Here is a 20,409-nt window from a genome sequence, read left to right as displayed (position 1 = left end):
AAATCCGCCAAAAGAAAAGGCCCCGCATATAGCGAGGCCCATGATCTTTTGTTTCATCTGTTTCACCAACGGTGATCACGCAGACGGTTCAGGCTCCATCCTGCCAGAGGCTGGCGGCGTCTTTTTGCCTTTAGCCTTTGGAATGGCAGTTATGCTGGGCGCAGAACCACTGTCAGGCGTGTCGTCTTCGTCGGGTTCTGTCGGGGGCTTACCCGCCATCACACGCTTCAATTCTTCGCCAGTCAGTGTCTCGTATTCCAACAAGCCTTGCGCCAGACGCTCAAACTCATCAGCGTGGTCTTCGATCAGTTTATAGGCAAGGTCATAGCCTTCATCGATGATCCGCTTCACTTCGGATTCGATCAATTCCTTTGTCGCAGCAGAGACGCTAAAGCCGCCTGCCCCGCCGTTAGCCTGATAGCCCGCAGCCGCTTCTTGGTAATCCACGTTACCGACCTTGTCAGACATGCCGTAGCGCATCACCATCGCACGTGCCAATTGGCTGGCCTGCATGATATCTCCCACAGGCCCCGAAGAGACACTATCGGCACCATATTTCCAGATTTCAGCCGCTTTGCCTGCCATCGTCATAGCAATCCGCTCTTCAGCTTCATCTTTGAACATTTGCAGCTTGTCCATCTCAGGCAAGCTCATCACCATACCCAAGGCACCGCCGCGTGGGATGATCGTGGCCTTATACACCGGATCGCATTTGGGCAGTTTGATACCTACAATCGCATGGCCTGCTTCATGGTATGCGGTTTTTTCCTTCTGATCCTGCGTCAACACCATTGAACGACGCTCGGCGCCCATCATGATCTTGTCTTTGGCAGATTCGAAATCCAACATTGCCACAAAGCGACGCCCCAAACGGGCCGCTGTAAGGGCAGCTTCGTTCACAAGGTTGGCCAGGTCCGCACCCGAGAAACCAGGAGTACCACGTGCGATGATGCGCAAATCAACGTCAGGACCAAGTGGCGTTTTGCGTGCGTGTACACCCAAAATCTTTTCGCGGCCTTTGATATCGGGGTTGCCCACCGTCACCTGACGGTCAAAACGGCCCGGACGCAGCAATGCAGGGTCCAACACGTCTTTACGGTTGGTCGCCGCGATGATGATTACACCCTCATTTGCCTCAAAACCGTCCATCTCAACCAAAAGCTGGTTCAACGTTTGCTCGCGTTCGTCGTTACCGCCTCCATGGCCTGCACCACGGTGGCGGCCAACGGCATCAATTTCATCGATAAAGACAATACAAGGCGCGTTCTTTTTGGCCTGCTCGAACATGTCGCGCACACGTGATGCACCGACACCGACAAACATTTCAACAAAATCGGACCCCGAGATGGTGAAAAAGGGCACCCCTGCTTCGCCCGCAATTGCGCGCGCCAGCAGTGTTTTACCTGTACCGGGAGGGCCCTCAAGCAATGCACCTTTGGGAATCTTGCCACCAAGACGCGAGAATTTCTGCGGGTTACGCAAGAATTCAACAATCTCTTCCAGCTCTTCTTTGGCTTCATCAATGCCCGCGACGTCATCAAAGGTCACACGCCCATGCTTTTCTGTCAGCATCTTGGCTTTGGACTTACCAAAACCCATCGCCCCGCCTTTGCCGCCGCCTTGCATCCGGTTCATAAAGTAGATCCAGACACCGATCAGCAACAGAATTGGAAGCAGTGAGATCAAAAAGGTCTGCAAACCGCTTTCCTGCTGGCTTTCGGCACGGAACGGAACGTCGTTATCAGTAAGGAGCTGTGTCACTTCTGCGTCGTAGGGCAAAATCGCCAGATAGTCGCCGCCATCTGACTGACGGAAACGCGCCTGTTCGCCGTCGAGTGTTACATTGCTGACATTACCGTTTTCAACGGCTGTTACGAAATCGGAATAGCTGACCTCGCGATTCTGCATGCCGCCTGATCCTGTGCCGCCGTTGAACAAATTGAACAACGAAAATACGAGAACCAGCAACACAGCCCAGAATGCAAGATTGCGAAAATTGCCCAAGGAAACTCTCCTGAATACATCTCAGCCAGAGGCTCCTCCTCCGGCTACTCTACTAAGATAGAGACTGTGGCGATTTGTTCAATGCGAAAGCAGGAATGAGGTGAAATCTGCGACGATCTGCGCAGTCCAATCTACATTATATTTCGCCAAAGGTGCCGCAACGAGGGTTTTACCCCGCCAAACCGCTGGCGAAGCCATTAATGTCGGCCTTGGAAGGCCCGTTGCCCGCCAATCAGGCAGCTCGGACACGGCCTCTCCCAAGGCGCGCACCTCTAGATCAGGCGCATGGGGCCCATGCAACCGCCAACGTGTATCCCACACGGCATCGGTCGGGCCTGCTAAATCCTTCACCGCGTTATATTCGCGGGTAATGTGGAAAAACCCTTTTCGCAGCGCGACGAGGCAGCCTGCAACCGTCAACCGCTGCTGTTGTGACAGCGTAAACTCCAGCGTGGTCGCGAATTCCTTACGCGGGGGGTATGGATTTGATCCGACCCATTGCACAGCAGCAACAAGTAACCGCCGCTCAATATCGCTGGGAATGTGCGGCACAATGACCTGAGGGATCAGGATATCACCTGCCACTTCCTTCACATGGGTCTCGGCCTCTTTGACAGTATAATGTTGCAGCGCCGATTGCGCCATTCGCAGCGCGGATGCTGATTGTTGGATGCTCTGTGCATCCACCCCCAGCTCTTTTAACTGAGGAAGGAGCCGCCGAGCCTTTGTCCGCAGGTAACGCGGGTCATCATTACTAGGATCTTCTGCCCATGATACATCCTGCCGTAGCAAGTAGTCGCGTAATGCCCCGCGATGAAACTGCCAAAGCGGCCTTGCCCAACACAGACCATAACGCTCAAACAGCGGCACCATCTGGGCCAGACCGTCGATACCTGCCGCACGGCCCAAGCGCATTATAAAATTCTCGGCACCGTCATCAATCGTGTGGCCCACCGCGATACCGCCGATGTCATGCGCCTTAGCCCAATCCGCCATCAGGGCATAGCGCCCGTCACGGGCAGCAGCAGGCAGATTACCCGCCCCTTCAGGCCGCTCCCATGTCAGAATATCGTGTGAAACGCCCAGTTTTTGGCACAGCGCGGCTACGCCTTCCGCCTCGGCGCGGCTCTCAGGGCGCAGGCCGTGATCTACAGTAACGGCAGCAATGGGGTGATTACATTGGGCAGACCAGCGCGCAAACAAATGCAGCAACGCGACACTATCCCCCCCGCCCGACACAGCGATTCCGATACGTTTAGGAGGTTCGGCACCAAAACCAACATCGACAGCGTGCAGCAGCGGCGCATCTTCGCCCTGCTGCATCGCCCATTCAACGTCTAGCTGCATCCGAGCTTGGACCGCTCCGTCTGGGCATTCCCAGAATAAGGGCTTGTGGGGAACCGTGCTGTAACCTCGGCCAATGTCACACAAGCTTCGGATGTTTGCCCCAATGTGCCCAAGGCAGCACCCAATTTAAACAACGACTCTGGTGCGCTTGGCCCCGTCGGGGCTGTGCCAAAGCTGGCCAAATAAGCGCGCGCGGATTCGCGTGTGTCGCCCAACCCTTCCAAAGCATCCCCGCGCAGCAGGTCAACTTCGGCAGCTATTGGCGAACCCGGGTAGGTCTGATTGAAGGTCTCAAGCTGCGTTGCGGCGGTGCGAAAGTCACCGGTTGCGAGCGCCTCCTGCGCCCGCTTGAAGTCGTCTTGCTCGCCGACAGCGAGCTGGCTGGTGTTTGTTTTAGGTGCAGGTGCGGCGGAAGCAGGCGCGCTAGCCTGATCCGCTCCGCCAAGCGTTGTTGTGTTGCCCAGCTGCGAAATATCGCCGCCTTCCAACTCAACCAAACGGAACTCAAGATCGGCAATCCGCCGCGTCCCGTCATCGACGATGCGGTTGATCCGGTACTCAAGCTCTTCTGCTTTGGACGTCACACGCGACAGTTCGCTTTCCATCGCGTTCACACGTTCCAAGGCGGAGGCAGGCAGTTGAACACCACCCGCCGTCCCTGTTGTAGACATTTCGCGCTTTAGCTTGGTCATTTCCACGCTGAGAACGTTCAGTTCCTGCCGGATGTCAGCAAGAGTTTGCGCGTCTTGTGCGGTGGCTGCCATCGGCACAGCCCCCAAAACAACGGCGAATATAAAAGCAAAGCGCATTCTGCGGCTCCCTTAGCTGGTTTGACCACCGGCCAGCACAGTTACAGCGCGGCGGTTTTTCGCATAACATGCCTCATTCGAGCAAATTTCGATCGGGCGTTCTTTACCATAGCTGACAACCCGCAGACGCGCAGCGGGCACACCTTTGGAAACCAGATATTCACGTGCAGCGTTTGCACGGCGGGCACCCAGTGCAAGGTTGTATTCACGTGTACCTTGCTCATCCGCATGGCCTTCAATGACGGCTTGATAGTCATTGTTGGTCATCAACCAAGTCGCCTGCCCGTCCAGCGTAGCGCGGCCAACATCCGTCAGCGCGGATTGGTCGATCAGAAAGAGAACGCGATCCCCAACGGCTTGGTTGAAATAAGCAACCGACGTAGGATCATTTGCACTGCCTGGAACGATACCGTTCAACGGCTGGCCAATTGCAGGGTTTCCAGAACCGTTCGCGTCATCGCCAAAGCGGTTCGGGTTGGTACATGCCGACAGCGCCACAGCGGCGACCAAAACGGCCATTGGTAGGAATTTCATCTGTCTCGACCTCGTAAAATTATTTTGTTATTCCTCCGACGATACCACAGGCGGGTATGTCAGGGAAAGGGCTACTGCTGCAACGGTGACCAACTCGGGTCTGATCCGCCTTCTTGGGTTTGAACCTGCTTTAACACTCGGCCCGTAATATCAACCGAATAGAGCGACGATGCACCGCCTGCACCTTGGGTTTCACGGGTGAACATGATCACGCGGCCATTGGGCGCCCATGTTGGGCCTTCATCCAGAAACGACGCAGTCAGCAGACGCTCTTCAGAACCATCCGTGCGCATCACGCCAATATGGAAACGACCCGAGTTCTGCTTGGTGAATGCCACCAGATCACCACGGGGCGACCAGACAGGTGTGCCGTAGCGGCCCTCACCAAAGGAAATCCGCCGCGCTTCGCCGCCACTGGCGGACATGATATACAGCTGCGGTGATCCCGAACGGTCACTTTCAAACACAATCTGACTGCCATCTGGACTATAGCTGGGTGCTGTTTCAATGGCCGGTGTGTTGGTCAGGCGCACAGACTGGCCCGAGTTGATATCCATCGAATAAATATCAGTATTGCCACCTTGGCTAATCGAAAACACTACCGTCTGACCAGATGGCGAAAACCGCGGTGCAAAGCTCATGGTGCCTTCGCCGCTTTGCAAAACGCGGCGCTGTACCGAACCGATATCCAGCACATAGATACGCGGAAAGCCGCTCTCGTAGCTGGTATAGAGAACACGGTCGCCTGTAGGCGAGAAACGTGGGGCAAGCACAATAGCGCTGCTATCTGTCAGATAGCGTACATTGGCACCGTCATAATCCATAACCGCCAACCGTTTTTTACGGTCATTTTTGGGGCCTGTCTCAGAAACATAAACCACGCGGCTGTCAAAATAACCGCCTTCACCCGTGATGCGTGAATAGACTTCGTCGGCGACTTTATGCGCCATACGACGCCAGCCGTCCGTGGTGCCAGAGAATTGCAGCCCCTCACCCAAAGTGGTACCAGAGACCACATCATAGACGCGGAACTTTACGTTCACGTTGTTGCCCGACACGGACACAGCCCCTGTCACCAACGCCTGCGCATTGATCGCTTTCCAATCAGGATAAGAGATCGCGGCGTTGAAATCACTGTATTGCGCGATGAAAGCCGAGCTGGGGATTTCGCGAAACACACCTGTCCCTTGCAAATCCGCCGCAATCACCCGCGACAGATCAGCAGCCAGCTGGCCCGCCTCGCCTGTTTCGGCCTGAAAATTGGGAACGGCAAAGGGCAGCGGCTGAATGATGCCTTCTTCAATGGTGATCTTTAGCGGCCCCTGTTGGGCCTGTGCCGTCGATGTTAACGCAACGGCACATACCAGCGCTGCACATATGCTCAGAAACTTCATTTCAAACTCGTCCTTTCAGGGCTGAACGTAAGTCCAATATCCCGCCATTCATTATGTTTCTCAACGGGAAGTCTATGATCCTGTTCCCCACGGCACATTTTTTCTCATAAGACTGCTCTTGCGCAACAAGCCAACTCATCTGATCCGCATCCGTTCCGGATTAAACGTCATTTCGATTTCCTGCCATTGGCCGTATTTTTCCGCAGGCAGCGGGAATCCGTCTTTCTGGCACAGCAAAATCGCCCGCCGCGCCGCGCCGAACGCCGCATCAGCCGTAGAGGCATCGCCGCCTTCGCTGGCAATCATCCGCAAGGAAGACCCTACAACTTTGCCGTCTTGGGTCATGTTCATCGCAACGGTCACAGTTGTCTGCGCCCAACGCGCCCCCGGATCGACGTTCCAGCACGCCTGCACCGCCAAGCGCAATGCATCCTTTTCGCCAGAAGACATCGGCGGGCCACTTGGCACGGTATTGGAGGACGAACTCATTGCCGCTTCCAGCGCCGCCTGAACCGCCGCATCATCTACTGCGTTTGTCTCTTGCGTGGGGGCGGGTGTTGTACGTGTCGGCGCGGGCGTTTCGACAGGGCGCGGTGCAGAAGGTCGGCGCGCAGGGGGACGCATCGAAACATTCGGCGACGCCGCTGGCGGTTGTGCCGCCTCTGTCACGATACGGTCGGTTGCGGCGGGTGCTTGTGTCGCTTCGCGCGGTGTCTCAACCGTTTCACCCGTGTCTTCTGGTACAACAGCTTCTTGTGGCGTGGGCTCCTGAACAGCCTCCGGTGTGGGTTGCGGCGCAGGTGTAGGGGCAACCACCTCGGCGGGGCGCTCTACAGGTCTGGACGATACGGGCGCATCTTGCACGTTCACTTCTGCTGGCGCGTTCGGGCTCTCGGGCGCCGCTTCGGACACCTCTGGCACCACTTCTTCAACTGGCTCCGGTGCAGGCTCGGCCACCTCTTCTGGTACGGGAGGCGGCGTGACCGTTTCAGGCGGTGCAACGTCAACTTCGGGCGCATCTGGTGTTTCTTCGGGGGCCGCTGGGGTTGGTGTTTCAGCCAACTCAACGGGTTGACGCGATGCATCCACCAACGCCTGAAATTCCTCACCCGAAATCATCGCAACTTCTTGTACGTCTACAGGGTCTGGCCGCGATGTGAAAATCCCGCCCAGCAACACCCATCCGGCAAGGCCAACATGCCCCACACCCGATACGATATTCCCTATTTTGCGCGTGCGCGACATCGGCTAGTTTCCAGCGCCGTCCAGCGTTGGCCCGCCAATATCAGTCACCAGACCAATGTTGGAAAACCCGCCTGCGTTCAGCGCACCCATAATTTCCATAACTGTGCTATACGGCACAGCCCCGTCAGCGCGCAAAAACACGCGGTCGCCTTCGCGCTCTGCCGCAACAGCGCGCAACTTCGCAACCAGTTCTTCGCGTGGCGTCTCAGTTGTCAGAATTTGAACGCTTCCTTCCGCTGTGATTGTCACCGTCAAGGGCTCTTCCTGCTCGGCTGGCAGGGCTTGCGCCGCTGTTTTGGGCAACTCAACAGGCACACCCACAGTCAACAGCGGGGCCGCTACCATAAAGATAATCAGCAACACCAACATCACATCCACAAACGGCGTGATGTTGATCTCAGCCATCGGCTGCGCTCCGCCGCGCCGCCTGCGCCGCCCGCTACCGCCGGATTTTTTCATGATACCACCAGCCATGGCTTAGCTATCCAACTGGCGGCTGAGGATCGTCGCAAATTCATCGGCAAAGGCTTCGTAGCCGCCCAAAATGCGGTCACTGTCCGCGCTTAGTTTGTTATAGAAAACAACCGCAGGGATCGCCGCCATCAGGCCAAGTCCCGTCGCCAGCAACGCCTCGGCAATACCCGGCGCCACGACCGCAAGGTTGGTGTTTTGCTGCTCTGCGATTTCGATAAAGGCGTTCATAATACCAAACACCGTCCCGAACAGGCCGACAAACGGCGCCGTCGATCCAGTTGTCGCCAGAACAGGCAACCCTTTTTGCAGGCGCTCTGCCTCTTTTGCGATTGCCACATCCATCGAGCGGTCGATACGTGCCGTGGCACCGGGGATCAGCCCGCCGTCCTCACGGTGCGAGCGCTGCCACTCGACCATACCGGCGACAAAAATCTTCTCTGCCGCGCCTTTTGGATCAGGACCGATCTGGTCAAACAACACATCCAACGGCTCGCCCGACCAAAACGCACGGTCAAAATCTGCTGCTTCGCGCCGCGCTGCGCGGTATTGGATGGTTTTCTGAACCACAATCGACCACGTCCAGAAACTGGCCGCGATCAGCGCAAGCATCACAAGTTTCACTGTGAATGTCGCTTGGGCAAACATGCCCCATACGGTAATACTGCCGCCGATTTCGGCCGCTATCAATGCTGTCTGCATGTCTGTGCTCTACTTTTCTGCCTCGGACGGGCCTGTTCTCAGGCTCCATTTGGGGAGAATCTAACGCAGCACAAGGGAAAAAGCGAGAGCCAAGCGCAAGCAGCCTTAATCAGGCGTCAAGCAAGCGACATTCCGCTGGCAAACGCACGGGCTTTCCCGTTGAACCAATGCAGACAATCAGCACTTTTGCAGTGAAAATCAATGTATCTCCGCGCCAAACCTCCTGCGCCATGACCATTTTGGCAGCACTGAGACTGTCCAAGGTTGTGCGTACTTCCAGCACGTCATCAAACCGCGCAGGGGTGATATAATCAGCTTCGACACGGCGCACGGCAAAGACCACGCCCGCATCTTTCATCGCAAGCTGATCAATGCCCACATCACGCACCCAATCACTGCGCGCCCGTTCAACATAGCGCAGATAGTTTGCGTAATAGACGATGCCCGCCATATCTGTATCTTCGTAATAGACGCGGATTTCTTTACGGTGAATCATTGCGCTTCTCCGACCTGCACCCGCGCAAAAAGGCGCAAGGCATGGCTCCTGTCTTTTGCTGCCGCAGGTAACACAGGATCATAAGCAGCGCGGATCAAATCAGCCACGTCCGGGCGCAGAATTGTTGTGCCCTCCACAATCGCCAAAGGTGATTGATCCCTGAACGCCGTATCCGACCACAATAGATAGGACTGAACTATCTGGCTTAATGCCAAGGTCTGCGCATCAATCTCGGCCAATTGTGCATCCATACGCAAGAACACAAAGCAGGCTTTGATTGCGCCTGCTTCGTCAAAACGGAAGAAACGATACTGGTTCGCCTCCGCCTCGGTCAGTTTTGCCACCAACGGGTCCAGATCAGGCACCAATCGGTCCATCCCTTTCACATCCAGCAATTCGGCCCAGTCAGAGAAGAAGAACACCATGAGGTTAGAGCCAAGCTCCATATCCGTTTCAGCCATCTTGTGCCCAGATAGGACAGCAACAGCCTCCAACGCGCCTTTGACCACCTGCAAGGTTTCCTCTTGGACGCCAAAGATCACAGGCGCGATGGGCCGCCCCCACCGCGCAAAGACAAACTGCCCGTCTGCCCGTGTGAACATTGCTTCTATCTCTTCAGCCGTCATGGCCCTTCCTTCTCTTTGTGCAGTGGCCACCAAAGCGTTCTCTGGCAGGCTTACTTGCAGCTATATTCAGTTGGCTTTTAAACGCATTGTCGGTTTTAGCCAAACAGATCAACGTCCCGTTTCGGCGGCTGCATGCCCAAATGCACCCACGCTTTATGCGCCAACATTCGTCCACGCGGGGTGCGCTGGATCAAACCTTGCTGCAACAAAAACGGCTCGATTACTTCCTCCAAGGCGTCACGGGACTCAGAGAGCGCCGCGCTCATCGTTTCAATGCCCACAGGGCCGCCTTGATAATTTTCGGCGATCAGGCGCAAATACCGCCGATCCGCCCCGTCCAAGCCCAGATGATCCACGCCCAAACGCGTCAACGCCATATCAGCCAACGCGCGTGTCACACGCCCATCGCCCTCGACTACAGCAAAATCAACCACGCGGCGCAGCAAACGCCCTGCAATCCGCGGTGTGCCACGCGCACGTTTCGCGATCTCCCGCGCACCGCCTTCATCGGCAGGCGCGCCAAGCTTGCGTGCATTACGTTCAACAATGATGAAAAGCTCGTCCTCGGTATAGAACTGCAACCGTGTGGGGATGCCAAAACGATCCCGCAGCGGCGTCGTCAAAAGACCCATCCGTGTGGTCGCCCCCACCAAGGTAAAGGGCTGCAACTCAATCCTCACGGTACGGGCCGCTGGCCCCTCACCGATCACCAGATCCAGCTCAAAATCCTCCAAGGCAGGGTACAGGACCTCTTCAACCGTGGGGTTCAAGCGGTGGATTTCATCAATAAACAAGACATCACGCGCTTCAAGGTTGGTCAAGATTGCGGCCAAATCACCTGCCTTGGCCAGAACCGGACCCGAGGTCATCCGAAATCCCACACCCAACTCTCGCGCCATAATCTGCGCCAAGGTCGTTTTCCCCAGCCCCGGTGGGCCGTGAAACAAGGTGTGATCCATTGCTTCTTCACGCTGCTTAGCACTTTGTATAAAAACCTTCAGGTTTCCACGTGCTTCGGCCTGTCCCACAAATTCGTCCAGCATTTGTGGACGCAAAGCGCGGTCAAAATCCTCAGGCATCCCTTCGGGTCGTACAATCGGGTCACTGTCTATCATACCAAACCTTTAGCGATGAGCGCCCGCATGGGCCGCGATATGCGCATATTACCCTTGCGGTGCCAGAAGTTTCAACGCCGCACGGATAAGCGTCGATACATCCGCCTCAGGGGCCTCACCAGCTGCACGCGCCACAGCCCCTGCCGCATCGGACGGGCTATACCCGAGGTTTGAAAGCGCCGACAAGGCTTCGGACTGGGCCGAGGCATTGGGCATCGGTGCAGGTGCGCTGCGTTTCACGGGCGCTTCAATCACTTCTGCTTCGTGATCCCCTAGGGCTTCGGCCACCGTGCCGCCCATCGCCATCATGGCAGGCGCTTTGTCCTTCAGGTCCAACACCACACGCTGCGCAATCTTTGGGCCAACACCTTTGGCAGCCGTTACGGCCTTCCAATCCCCCAAAGCAATCGCGCGGCTTACGCCATCAGGGCCAAGTGCGCCCAAAACAGCCAGCGATGCCTTGGCACCGACGCCCTGCACACTGGTCAGCAACCTGTGCCATTCTTTCTCGGCCAAAGTAGAAAAACCAAAAAGCTGCATCAAATCTTCACGCACCAGTAAATCCGTATAGACCGCAGCGACCTCACCCACGGGCGGCAAACTGGCCAAAGTACGGTCGGAGCAGAACACCAGATAACCAACACCGCGCACATCTATCAAAACGTGATCCAGCGCACGATACTCTATGCGCCCTGTAATTTTACCGATCATGCACTTGCCCTCGCTACTGCCGCGGCAAAACTAGAGGCACCGCCATGATGTGCATGCGTGATCGCAATCGCCAGCGCATCCGCCGCATCGGGCCCTTCAAACTGGACACCAGGCAATTGCATCCGCACCATATGCGCCACCTGCCCTTTATCCGCATGCCCCACGCCTACAACAGTCTTCTTGACGTTATTGGGCGCGTATTCACCGACACTCAGGCCCATTTGCGCAGGCACCAACAAGGCAATCCCCCGCGCCTGCCCCAGTTTCAGCGTCGCAACACCGTCTTTGTTCACAAATGTATGCTCGACCGCCGCCGTTTGCGGACGATACGTCACAAAGACGCGGGTCAGCTGCGCATGCAAGCTCAACAAGCGTTCGGCCAGTTCAATGCCGGTTTCTGAATGACAAATCCCGTTTGCTACGTGACTCAGCTTGCTGCCGGCAACGTCAATCACGCCCCAGCCCATGTTCCGCAACCCCGGATCAATGCCAATTACCCTGATCATACGTCCTCGCCTCAAATTATTGTTGCTTTTAGGATGCAGTAGCACGAAACGCGAACATTGCACACAGTTTTCATACCAAAGTGAGCTTTCGACGTTATTTTGCCCTTTGACGCAAGAAATATGCTGCACTGCAGCGATTCTCGACGGAATATTGCCAAGTGAGCGCCGTCTGACTGCTTAATTTTGGCATATTTTTAGCAAATTTACCCATATTTTGCTGCTATGCAGAAAACGCATATCGGACGTGCGCACAGCCCCCTTGCACGATCTTTTCACTCTGCCTATTTGATCATCACAACGCCGAAGAAATCGGCATAACCCTATTAGAAAAGGACGGCTCCAATGGCTGCTTTTGACACCACACGCACCACCTACGGCGTTGCAACATTTGCAAACCGCGTAATCGCTTTTGTCGCCGATCTGGCACTTTCGGTACGCTCCTGGAACGATGTACGCATCACCAGCAACGCACTTTCAAACCTGACAGACCGCGAATTGAATGACATCGGTTTGGCACGTGGCGACATCAATAACGTTGCACGCAGCCACTTTACCCGCTGAAATTAATCCTTAGGCTGTTGCGCCCGACATATTGGGCGGACAGAGCCAAGGTAAAGAATTGATAAAGGCCGCGCTGGGATATCCCAGTCGCGGCCTTCCTATTTTCATATCTGCTTTATTTCCTGCTCCTGCCCCCGAAGGAACAGAAGCAAAAAACGGAAATTAGCGAAGCAGCAGCGTCGCCTGATCCGCAATAAATTGCGTAGCTGGATCAATGCTCAGAACTGTTGCGCCCAACACCTCAAAGGCCGTCCCGTTTTCCAACACTGCTAGGCGCTCATTGTAAGTTGCAGGGCCGCTTGTTGTCAAAACAAGGGCTTTGAACCCCAAAAAACACAAAACCAGAAGCAGTAGCCCTTTGATAGGAAAACGAAGACGCTTCCCCTTGGGCTTTACAACAATGATGCCGTTTTTATCCACGCGCGAGGTGTAGCCGCGGCTCACCAAACGGGCATGTTTTCCGTCTACGTTCTTCACACGCGACACAAAATCTTGCTTTGTATAAACCATAACAGTGGTCTCTCTAACAACAGCCCCCACCGTTGTTACGTCTTTTTTAAGCTCCAAATATGGCAAGAATTAGGCAAATAAGGCAGTTTCACCATGAATACGGTATATTCTAGGTCATTTTCCGCAGCACTATTGTCGTCCAGTCACCAATGCTTTCGCGGTGATATAGATTGATGCCATTTTGTGCATAAACCTCAATCACATCATCTGCCTGCTCGTTCAGAATGCCAGATAGAATCGCAAAACCCTCAGGCACCATTGCCCCTGCCATATCAGGCGATAGTGCGATCAGCGGGCCTTTCAGGATATTTGCGAACACCAAATCAAACGGCGCAGCCGCCGCCAGTTCAGGATGGTCAAAACCCGCCGCCTCAACACAGGTCACACGACCTTCTAAACCGTTCGCCACCACATTGACCTGTGCCACATCAACTGCGACCTCATCAATATCAGAGGCCAGAACAGTGCCCTCCCAGATCCGCGCAGCACCCATCGCCAACACGGCCGTACCGCAACCAATATCCACCACACGCCGTCCAATAAAACCGCCCGTCGCCAGCATATCCAATGCCTTTAGGCAGCCCAGCGTCGTGCCATGGTGCCCTGTGCCAAAAGCCATCGCTGCTTCGATCAACAAAGGTTCACAGCCCTCTGGCACCTTATCCGCATCATGTGACCCATAGACAAAAAACCGCCCCGCCTCGACGGGGGCCAACTCACGGCGCACATGGGCAACCCAATCGGTTTCAGGCACTTCCGAGACAACGAATTCCTTCGCGCCAAATGCCGTGGCCAATACCGCCAGCGCGGCCTCATCAGGTGTTTCTTCAAAATAGACGCCGACTTCCCATAGGCCCGACCCGTCTTCCATCTCGAAAACGCCAACGCCGGTTGGTTCGGGTAGGATCGCGTCCATGGCTTCGCCCAGTTTATAAGCCGGTTCGCGGCCCGTCAGCGTGGTCAGTGCGGTAAAGGTTGGCATCTATAGGTTCCTATAACTCTTTAATTTCGGGTAGGCACACGTCGCCCTCAGGTCAAGGGCCAAGCGCAATGGCTCACTCTGCCGCCTTTAGCTTGCGCGCCGCAAACACCGTCTCATTTCCCGTGTCTGGATGGCGCGGGATCAACGTAGACAGCACAAATGAAATTGCCGCCATCGCCGCCGCCAACAAAAACACCGCCGCAGGAGAAGCCAGCCATAAAAGCCCCAACATCACGGGCAAAAACACCGCAGCAATGTGGTTAATGGTAAACGCCACCGCCGCCGTCGGTGCCATATCCCCATGTGCGCCGATTTTCTGGAAATACGTCTTTAACGCCAATGCCAATCCAAAGAACATGTGGTCCAGCACATAGAGCACAGCCGCCACCTGAAACCCCCAATCAAAGAAATAGACGCCGCCGTAGGACAAAAAGATAAAAACCAGCCCTGTATACTCAAACATCAACGCACGGCGCTCACCAAACCGCCCTACGATCCGCCCCAGCAAGGGTGCGATCAACATGTTAAGCAGCAGATTTATCAAATACAGCCCTGCAACTTCATGCACCGCAAAGCCGAATTTCTCGACCATCATAAAACCCGCGAACACCATGAATATCTGCCGCCGCGCGCCAGACATGAATTGCAGCGCATAATACAGCCAATAGCGTTTGCGTAGCACCATGCGTTTAATCTGCGGATGCGGGCTCTCGTATTGTGGGAAAGCCAGCAGCGCAAATAGGGCCACAGCCATAGTGATGCCGCCGCCTGCCATGAAAACGGCATTATAGGTTAGCCCCAAAGGCTCCCACAAAATCATGATCACGAAATACACACAAAACGTCGCCGCCGATCCTGTGGCCATCAGCCAGCCGAGTATCTGCGGCGCACGGTCTTTGGGCAGCCATTGAAGCTGCAAGGATTGATTCACCGTCTCGTAATAGTGAAACCCAACCGAGCTGAGGAAGGTCAGCACCAAAATACCCGTCAATTGCGGATACCAAGCGGTGACAGCCGTGGCCGCACCCAAGACCATCAGCGAGACGATCCCCAAGACCTGTTCACGCACGAATATGATCAAGAAAATAACAAGAAACGCCAAAAATCCGGGGATTTCGCGCACCGTATGCAGCAGGCCAATATCTGCCCCGTCAAAATCCGCCACTTCTTTTACAAAGTTGTTCAGCAGCGCATACCATGTAAAAAACGCAATCGGCATGGCCATAGCCATCACAAACAACAACACCTTGGGACGCCGCCATGCGGGCTGGTCCTTGGCTTCTTCTAGGGTCAGGAAATCTATCATCCTGCTGCATTACGCCTATACCACTCTAAAAGCGATAGAAATTCACGTGCCACGGGATGCGCAGGCCGTTGAATGATTTGGCCAGTTAAACCCAGCTAACGGCCCTTGGCTGGCCACGTCCTAATAAAAGCTCTGCGGGTCGATATCGACTGCCAAACGCAAGTCACCTTTTAACCTGATCTGGCTGACCCATTTTGCAAGGGCACGTTGCAACGCTACTGTTTTATCAGCCTTCACCAGCAGCCGCACACGGTGTCGCCCGCGCACCCGCGCAATGGGGGCGGGTGCTGGCCCGAAAACCTGTGCGCCCACATCGCGCAATGCACGGTCATTGCGGGCCAGTTGGTTACCCGCTTCAAACACCGCAGCCACGTCTGGCCCGCTCAGGATGATGCCCGCCAGCCGCCCATAGGGAGGCATGCCTGCCTGCTCGCGCTCTTTTGCCTCGGCCTGCCAGAACCCTTCTTCATCGCCATCTAGGATCGAACGGATCACAGGATGGTCAGGCTGATAGGTTTGCAGCAATGCCGTGCCGGGGGCCTCGGCCCGTCCTGCACGCCCCGCGACCTGCCGCATCAATTGGAATGTGCGCTCAGCAGCGCGAAGATCGCTCCCCGCCAGCCCCAGATCCGCGTCAATTACACCCACCAGCGTCAGATTAGGAAAGTTATGACCCTTTGCCACCAATTGTGTACCGATGACGATATCCGCTGCCCCCTCGGCGATGCCCGCGATTTCAGCCTTGAGTGCCCGCGCCGTGCCGTACATATCCGAACTCAGCGTCGCAACACGCGCATCAGGCCACAGCGCATGGGCCTCTTCGCCCAACCGCTCCACTCCCGGCCCGACAGCGGCTAATTTGCCCTCAACTTCACAAGACGGGCAGGCCTCTGGCATCTCCTTGCTTTCACCGCATTGATGGCAAATCAGACGTTTCAAAAACCTGTGCTCAACCATCCGCGCATCACAGTGATCACAGGCAATCTGATGCCCGCATGCACGGCACAGGGTCACAGGTGCATAGCCGCGGCGGTTGATAAACAACATCGCCTGCTCACCTTTGGCCAAACGCGCATCCACCTGCGCCTTAAGCGTTGGCGATATCCAGCGATCAGACGGCAGCCCTTCGGCCCGCATGTCAATTGTGCCCATTGTCGGCATCACCGCAGGCCCGAAACGCGATTTCAGCTCAAGCTTGGCGTATTTCCCCGCTTGCGCATTTGCCCATGTCTCGAGCGAAGGCGTAGCCGAGGCCAGCACCACATGCGCCCCGCAAATAGAGGCCCGCAGCACCGCCATATCGCGCGCATTATACAGCACGCCTTCTTCTTGTTTATAGGAAGTGTCATGTTCCTCATCGACCACGATCAGACCCAAGTTTTGAAACGGCAAAAACAGCGCTGACCGCGCGCCGATCACCAGTTGTGCTTGGCCTTGCCCGACCATGCGCCAAATGCGCCGCCGTTCGGTCATCGTCGCACCTGAATGCCATTCGGCGGGCTTGGCGCCAAACCGCGCTTCCACCCGCGTGAGAAATTCAGAGGTCAGCGCGATTTCTGGCAGCAAAACCAGCGCCTGACGCCCCGCACGCAGCGCCGCTGCTACGGCTTCCAGATACACTTCGGTTTTGCCCGATCCTGTCACGCCGCGCAGTAAGGTTGTGCCGTAGTTGCCCGAAGCTACCCCCGCCGCCAGCACCTGCGCGCCTGCAGCCTGATCGTCGCTCAAGTTTTTGCTGGGCAGGTCAGGGTCCAACGGCAAGAAGGGTAAATCGCGCGGGCTTTCCTCTTCGCGCACGACCTCTTGCTTGACCAAACCTTTGATCACAGAAGAAGTCACCCCCGCCATATCCGCCAGTTCTTTGAGCGTGAAAGACAGATCACCGTATTCCTGCAAGGTGTCCAACACCTGAGTACGTGCTTTGGTAACGCGGTCAGGCTCTCCGATCCCCCGACGGTACACTTTTTGCATCGACGGCGGATCACCCAAACCCGGTGCGCGGGTGGCAAGGCGCAGCATCGCACTGAGTGGTGTTAGCGTATAGGCGGCGGATTTTTCCAGAAAGCTGACCATCTCGGCGCGCATCGGGGCCGCGTCCAGCACCCGCATCACCTTGCGCACCTTGTTATAGTCGAAATTACCCTGCCCCGCACCCCAAACGACACCGACTACCTTGCGCGGACCCAAAGGCACTTCCACAAACGCACCCAAATGGCAGCCCCCTTCTGGCGCTTTGTAATCCAACGCGCGGTCCAGCGGTTGCGCCGTCAGCACCGAAATCAGTGCACCTTCGTCAAAGAACATTTGCGGCACCGAGGGCTTCCTTTGGGCAAAGAGTAACGGGGACATGTGCTAAGGGTTGCACCAACAGCACGCCCCCTAACATAACCGCCTTGTCCGCCATTCCAACCGCCAAGCGACAGTTCCGTCAGAATTTATACGGCCCCAGCCTAGGTTTGCGCCGCATAAATGAACCCCGTTGTGCAGGACATATGAGAATGCGCTTTGTCGGATTTTTATCTGCGGAGGGTTCCATGAAGCGTGGCGACACCGTATGAAGCCTAAAAAACGGGGAAATGAGGGCATCACCCTCTTCTATCAGGCAATTCGGGCGCATGCGCCCTAACCTACAACAAAAAAAGAGGCGAAAATCACAATACTCTGTGTTATAGCCCCTAAAACAAAACGAGAGCAGCATGAGCAGCAGCCCAAAAATTGAAGACGCCCTGCGCGAAGCGATCATATCGCAGCCCGATGTGATTCTGGATGACAGTGACGTCATGCAGGCGCTGATTGCGGCAAATGAAAAAGCTATGGGCGGTAATATCGTCGATCTGCGCGGCATCGCCATGGAACGTCTAGAGACACGTCTGGACCGCCTAGAGGATACGCATCGCAGCGTGATTGCCGCCGCCTATGAGAACCTTGCAGGCACCAACCAAATCCACCGCGCCATTCTCAGAATGCTGGACCCACTAGAATTTGAAACGTTCCTGCGTGATCTGGACGGTGAAGTCGCCGATATTCTGCGGGTGGATTCAGTCAAACTTGTGCTGGAATCTGTTCAGAACGACGAAGATCCAGCCGTTCAACGCCTTGGCGATGTGCTGAGCGTGGCAGCGCCCGGATTTATTGACGACTACCTGATGCAAGGACGTCGCGGTACGGCACGGCAGGTTACTCTGCGTTCGGTTCAGGACGCCTCTGAACATATCTATGGCCCCAACGCCGAGTGGATTCGCTCCGAGGCTTGCCTCAAGCTGGATTTCGGCACAGGCCGCCTGCCCGGTATGTTGGTTATGGGCGCTGAAGACCCGCATCTGTTCAGCCCCCAACAGGGCACAGACTTGCTGGCGTTTTTCACTGGCGTATTTGAGCGCACCATGCGCCGCTGGCTGTCTTGAGCGCCCCAAAAGATACACTCGCCATTAGCGCCGCGGCACGCGACGCATTGCAAACGTGGCTGGATCACCAGCGCGCCCTGAAAGGGGCCGCTGAAAATACCATGACGGCCTATCGCGGCGATGTAACTGATTTTCTGGCTTTCATGAGCGTGCACCACGGCCAGATGCAAGGTTTGGGCGCATTGGCCAATATTACTGTCAGCGACATGCGGTCGTGGATGGCGCGTACACGCGGCGAAGATGTCGGGTCGCGCAGCCTTGCGCGCAAACTCTCGGCTGTCAAAGCATTCTACCGCTGGCTGGCCGAACGTGAAGGGTTTGAACCCACTGCCGTTCTCTCTGCACGCGCCCCAAAATTCACCAAAAAGCTACCGCGCCCTTTGGCTGTGGATGCCGCCCGCGAGCTGATCGACTGCGTTGAAATTCAAACAGCGACGCCGTGGGTTGCCGCACGTGATGTGGCTGTGCTGACCCTGCTTTGGGGCTGCGGATTGCGCATATCCGAAGCATTGGGTCTACAAGCCCAAGATGCGCCCCTGCCCGATGTTCTGAGGATCAAGGGTAAAGGCGGCAAGGAACGTTTAGTGCCTGTGCTACCTGCTGCCCGAAACGCGGTTGAGGTTTATACGCGTCTTTGCCCTCATCCGCTGCCTGATAAATCACCTCTGTTTCGCGGTGTGCGCGGCGGTGCCTTGTCGCCTGGCGCGATCCAAAAGGTCATGGCCTCTGCCCGTATGCAACTAGGTCTACCCGCCAGCGCCACACCCCACGCCATGCGCCACAGCTTTGCGACCCATTTGCTGGACGCAGGGGGAGACCTGCGTGCTATTCAGGAATTGCTGGGCCATGCCTCGCTTTCCACCACCCAAGCCTATACAGCCGTAGATACGGTACGCCTGATGGAAGTCTACAACAGCGCCCATCCACGCGCCTGATATCTTTCTTTTTGCCAGCCTCCCCCCGATGTGCGAGTAACCTATTTATGAAAAACCAAACCAAAGCCCTTGCCGTTCACCTCTTCACTGCAACAGGTGCCGTTTTTGCCATGCTCGCCATGTTGGCAGCTGTGGACGCCGAATATGACATGATGTTCCTCTGGCTGGTAGTTGCGTTCTTTGTGGACGGCATCGACGGGCCGCTGGCGCGCAAATACGATGTGAAAACAAACGCGCCCGAATTTGATGGCGTCCTGCTGGACCTCATCATTGATTATCTGACCTACGTGTTCATCCCTGTTTTCGCATTATTCAAATCCGGCCTGATGGATGGCTGGAGCGGCTGGTTGATGATGATCATTGTGACCTTCACCAGCGCATTGTATTTTTGCGATACACGCATGAAAACCAAAGACTATTCGTTCTCCGGCTTTCCGGGGTGTTGGAACATGGTTGTACTGGTGATCTTTGCACTGGGCATTCCATGGTACATCAGCCTTGTGCTGTCGACCTTTTTGGCAATCACCATGTTTGTGCCTGTAAAATTCGTCCACCCCGTCCGCACCGAGCGCTGGCGCAGTGTGACATTGCCCATGGCGCTGGCGTGGACCTTCTTTGCCGGCTGGGCCGCTTGGGTGAACTTTCTCCCCGGAAGCTGGGCTTCTTGGGGGCTGGTTGTGACCTCTGTCTACCTGCTGTTTGCGGGCGCTATGCAGCAAGTCATCTATGATGGCCGTGACATCTAAAGATC

General features: G+C 55.9%; 21 protein-coding genes. 4 read left to right on the top strand and 17 right to left on the bottom strand.

The window, feature by feature from the left end; genetic code table 11:
* Positions 1–75 precede the first annotated feature (75 nt).
* The 13 genes from ftsH to ruvC all read right to left on the bottom strand — a co-directional run bounded on the left by ftsH (position 76) and on the right by ruvC (position 11,957).
* Positions 76–2,004 (bottom strand): ATP-dependent zinc metalloprotease FtsH, encoded by a 1,929-nt coding sequence (gene ftsH / locus GGR95_RS02345; RefSeq protein ID WP_184562350.1) that lies wholly within the window; start codon positions 2,002–2,004, stop codon positions 76–78.
* 78 nt (positions 2,005–2,082) lie between these two features.
* On the bottom strand, positions 2,083–3,351 hold the full coding sequence (gene tilS, locus GGR95_RS02340) for a tRNA lysidine(34) synthetase TilS (protein WP_184562348.1): 1,269 nt from the start codon (positions 3,349–3,351) through the stop codon (positions 2,083–2,085).
* The gene (locus GGR95_RS02335; RefSeq protein ID WP_184562346.1) at positions 3,342–4,160 is read right to left on the bottom strand and encodes a tetratricopeptide repeat protein; all 819 of its coding nucleotides are present in this window, start codon (positions 4,158–4,160) and stop codon (positions 3,342–3,344) included. Before GGR95_RS02335 ends, tilS begins: the two co-directional genes overlap by 10 nt.
* Positions 4,161–4,172: 12 nt before the next feature.
* Positions 4,173–4,694 (bottom strand): peptidoglycan-associated lipoprotein Pal, encoded by a 522-nt coding sequence (pal, locus tag GGR95_RS02330; protein WP_184562344.1) that lies wholly within the window; start codon positions 4,692–4,694, stop codon positions 4,173–4,175.
* Between the two features lie 71 nt (positions 4,695–4,765).
* A complete protein-coding gene (gene tolB / locus GGR95_RS02325) occupies positions 4,766–6,088 on the bottom strand; it encodes a Tol-Pal system beta propeller repeat protein TolB (protein WP_184562342.1) in 1,323 nt (440 codons plus the stop codon).
* Between the two features lie 135 nt (positions 6,089–6,223).
* On the bottom strand, positions 6,224–7,333 hold the full coding sequence (locus GGR95_RS02320) for an energy transducer TonB (protein ID WP_184562340.1): 1,110 nt from the start codon (positions 7,331–7,333) through the stop codon (positions 6,224–6,226).
* A 3-nt stretch (positions 7,334–7,336) separates the two neighbouring features.
* On the bottom strand, positions 7,337–7,807 hold the full coding sequence (tolR, locus tag GGR95_RS02315) for a protein TolR (protein ID WP_184562338.1): 471 nt from the start codon (positions 7,805–7,807) through the stop codon (positions 7,337–7,339).
* 3 nt (positions 7,808–7,810) lie between these two features.
* On the bottom strand, positions 7,811–8,506 hold the full coding sequence (gene tolQ / locus GGR95_RS02310) for a protein TolQ (protein WP_184562336.1): 696 nt from the start codon (positions 8,504–8,506) through the stop codon (positions 7,811–7,813).
* Positions 8,507–8,615: 109 nt separating this feature from the next.
* Complete coding sequence (ybgC, locus tag GGR95_RS02305; RefSeq protein ID WP_184562334.1) at positions 8,616–9,002, bottom strand: tol-pal system-associated acyl-CoA thioesterase; 387 nt, start codon at positions 9,000–9,002, stop codon at positions 8,616–8,618.
* A complete protein-coding gene (locus GGR95_RS02300; protein ID WP_184562332.1) occupies positions 8,999–9,628 on the bottom strand; it encodes a hypothetical protein in 630 nt (209 codons plus the stop codon). The genes ybgC and GGR95_RS02300 overlap by 4 nt, the downstream gene beginning before the upstream one ends.
* Positions 9,629–9,723: 95 nt before the next feature.
* On the bottom strand, positions 9,724–10,743 hold the full coding sequence (gene ruvB / locus GGR95_RS02295; RefSeq protein WP_184562330.1) for a Holliday junction branch migration DNA helicase RuvB: 1,020 nt from the start codon (positions 10,741–10,743) through the stop codon (positions 9,724–9,726).
* A gap of 48 nt (positions 10,744–10,791) precedes the next feature.
* The gene (ruvA, locus tag GGR95_RS02290) at positions 10,792–11,454 is read right to left on the bottom strand and encodes a Holliday junction branch migration protein RuvA (protein WP_184562328.1); all 663 of its coding nucleotides are present in this window, start codon (positions 11,452–11,454) and stop codon (positions 10,792–10,794) included.
* Positions 11,451–11,957 (bottom strand): crossover junction endodeoxyribonuclease RuvC, encoded by a 507-nt coding sequence (gene ruvC / locus GGR95_RS02285; RefSeq protein WP_184562770.1) that lies wholly within the window; start codon positions 11,955–11,957, stop codon positions 11,451–11,453. The genes ruvA and ruvC overlap by 4 nt, the downstream gene beginning before the upstream one ends.
* Before the next feature lie 345 nt (positions 11,958–12,302).
* Between ruvC and GGR95_RS02280 the strand changes: the two genes are divergently transcribed.
* Complete coding sequence (locus GGR95_RS02280) at positions 12,303–12,521, top strand: DUF1127 domain-containing protein (protein WP_184562327.1); 219 nt, start codon at positions 12,303–12,305, stop codon at positions 12,519–12,521.
* Between the two features lie 162 nt (positions 12,522–12,683).
* On the opposite strand, the gene GGR95_RS02275 is transcribed toward GGR95_RS02280, so the two are convergent.
* From GGR95_RS02275 to GGR95_RS02260, 4 genes are all read right to left on the bottom strand, one after another.
* On the bottom strand, positions 12,684–13,031 hold the full coding sequence (locus GGR95_RS02275; RefSeq protein WP_184562325.1) for a hypothetical protein: 348 nt from the start codon (positions 13,029–13,031) through the stop codon (positions 12,684–12,686).
* 109 nt (positions 13,032–13,140) lie between these two features.
* Entirely contained in the window at positions 13,141–14,013 is an 873-nt protein-coding gene (locus GGR95_RS02270; protein ID WP_184562323.1) for a 50S ribosomal protein L11 methyltransferase, read from the bottom strand.
* A 73-nt stretch (positions 14,014–14,086) separates the two neighbouring features.
* On the bottom strand, positions 14,087–15,319 hold the full coding sequence (locus GGR95_RS02265) for an MFS transporter (protein WP_184562321.1): 1,233 nt from the start codon (positions 15,317–15,319) through the stop codon (positions 14,087–14,089).
* 120 nt (positions 15,320–15,439) lie between these two features.
* Entirely contained in the window at positions 15,440–17,623 is a 2,184-nt protein-coding gene (locus GGR95_RS02260) for a primosomal protein N' (protein WP_184562768.1), read from the bottom strand.
* A gap of 392 nt (positions 17,624–18,015) precedes the next feature.
* Here GGR95_RS02260 and GGR95_RS02255 point away from each other — a divergent pair, with 392 nt between their 5' ends.
* The 3 genes from GGR95_RS02255 to GGR95_RS02245 are packed head-to-tail and all read left to right on the top strand — an operon-like array spanning position 18,016 to position 20,404.
* Positions 18,016–18,723 (top strand): DUF484 family protein, encoded by a 708-nt coding sequence (locus GGR95_RS02255; protein ID WP_184562319.1) that lies wholly within the window; start codon positions 18,016–18,018, stop codon positions 18,721–18,723.
* Complete coding sequence (locus GGR95_RS02250; RefSeq protein WP_184562317.1) at positions 18,720–19,658, top strand: tyrosine recombinase XerC; 939 nt, start codon at positions 18,720–18,722, stop codon at positions 19,656–19,658. The genes GGR95_RS02255 and GGR95_RS02250 overlap by 4 nt, the downstream gene beginning before the upstream one ends.
* 47 nt (positions 19,659–19,705) lie before the next feature.
* Positions 19,706–20,404, top strand: a complete 699-nt coding sequence (locus GGR95_RS02245) for a CDP-alcohol phosphatidyltransferase family protein (RefSeq protein ID WP_184562315.1) — start codon at positions 19,706–19,708, stop codon at positions 20,402–20,404.
* Positions 20,405–20,409: the final 5 nt, after the last annotated feature.

It is taken from the genome of Sulfitobacter undariae, assembly GCF_014196805.1.
GTDB classification, from domain to species: domain Bacteria; phylum Pseudomonadota; class Alphaproteobacteria; order Rhodobacterales; family Rhodobacteraceae; genus Sulfitobacter; species Sulfitobacter undariae.
Note: the sequence above shows the minus strand (reverse complement) of the source record. Positions and strands in the feature narration are given on the sequence as shown.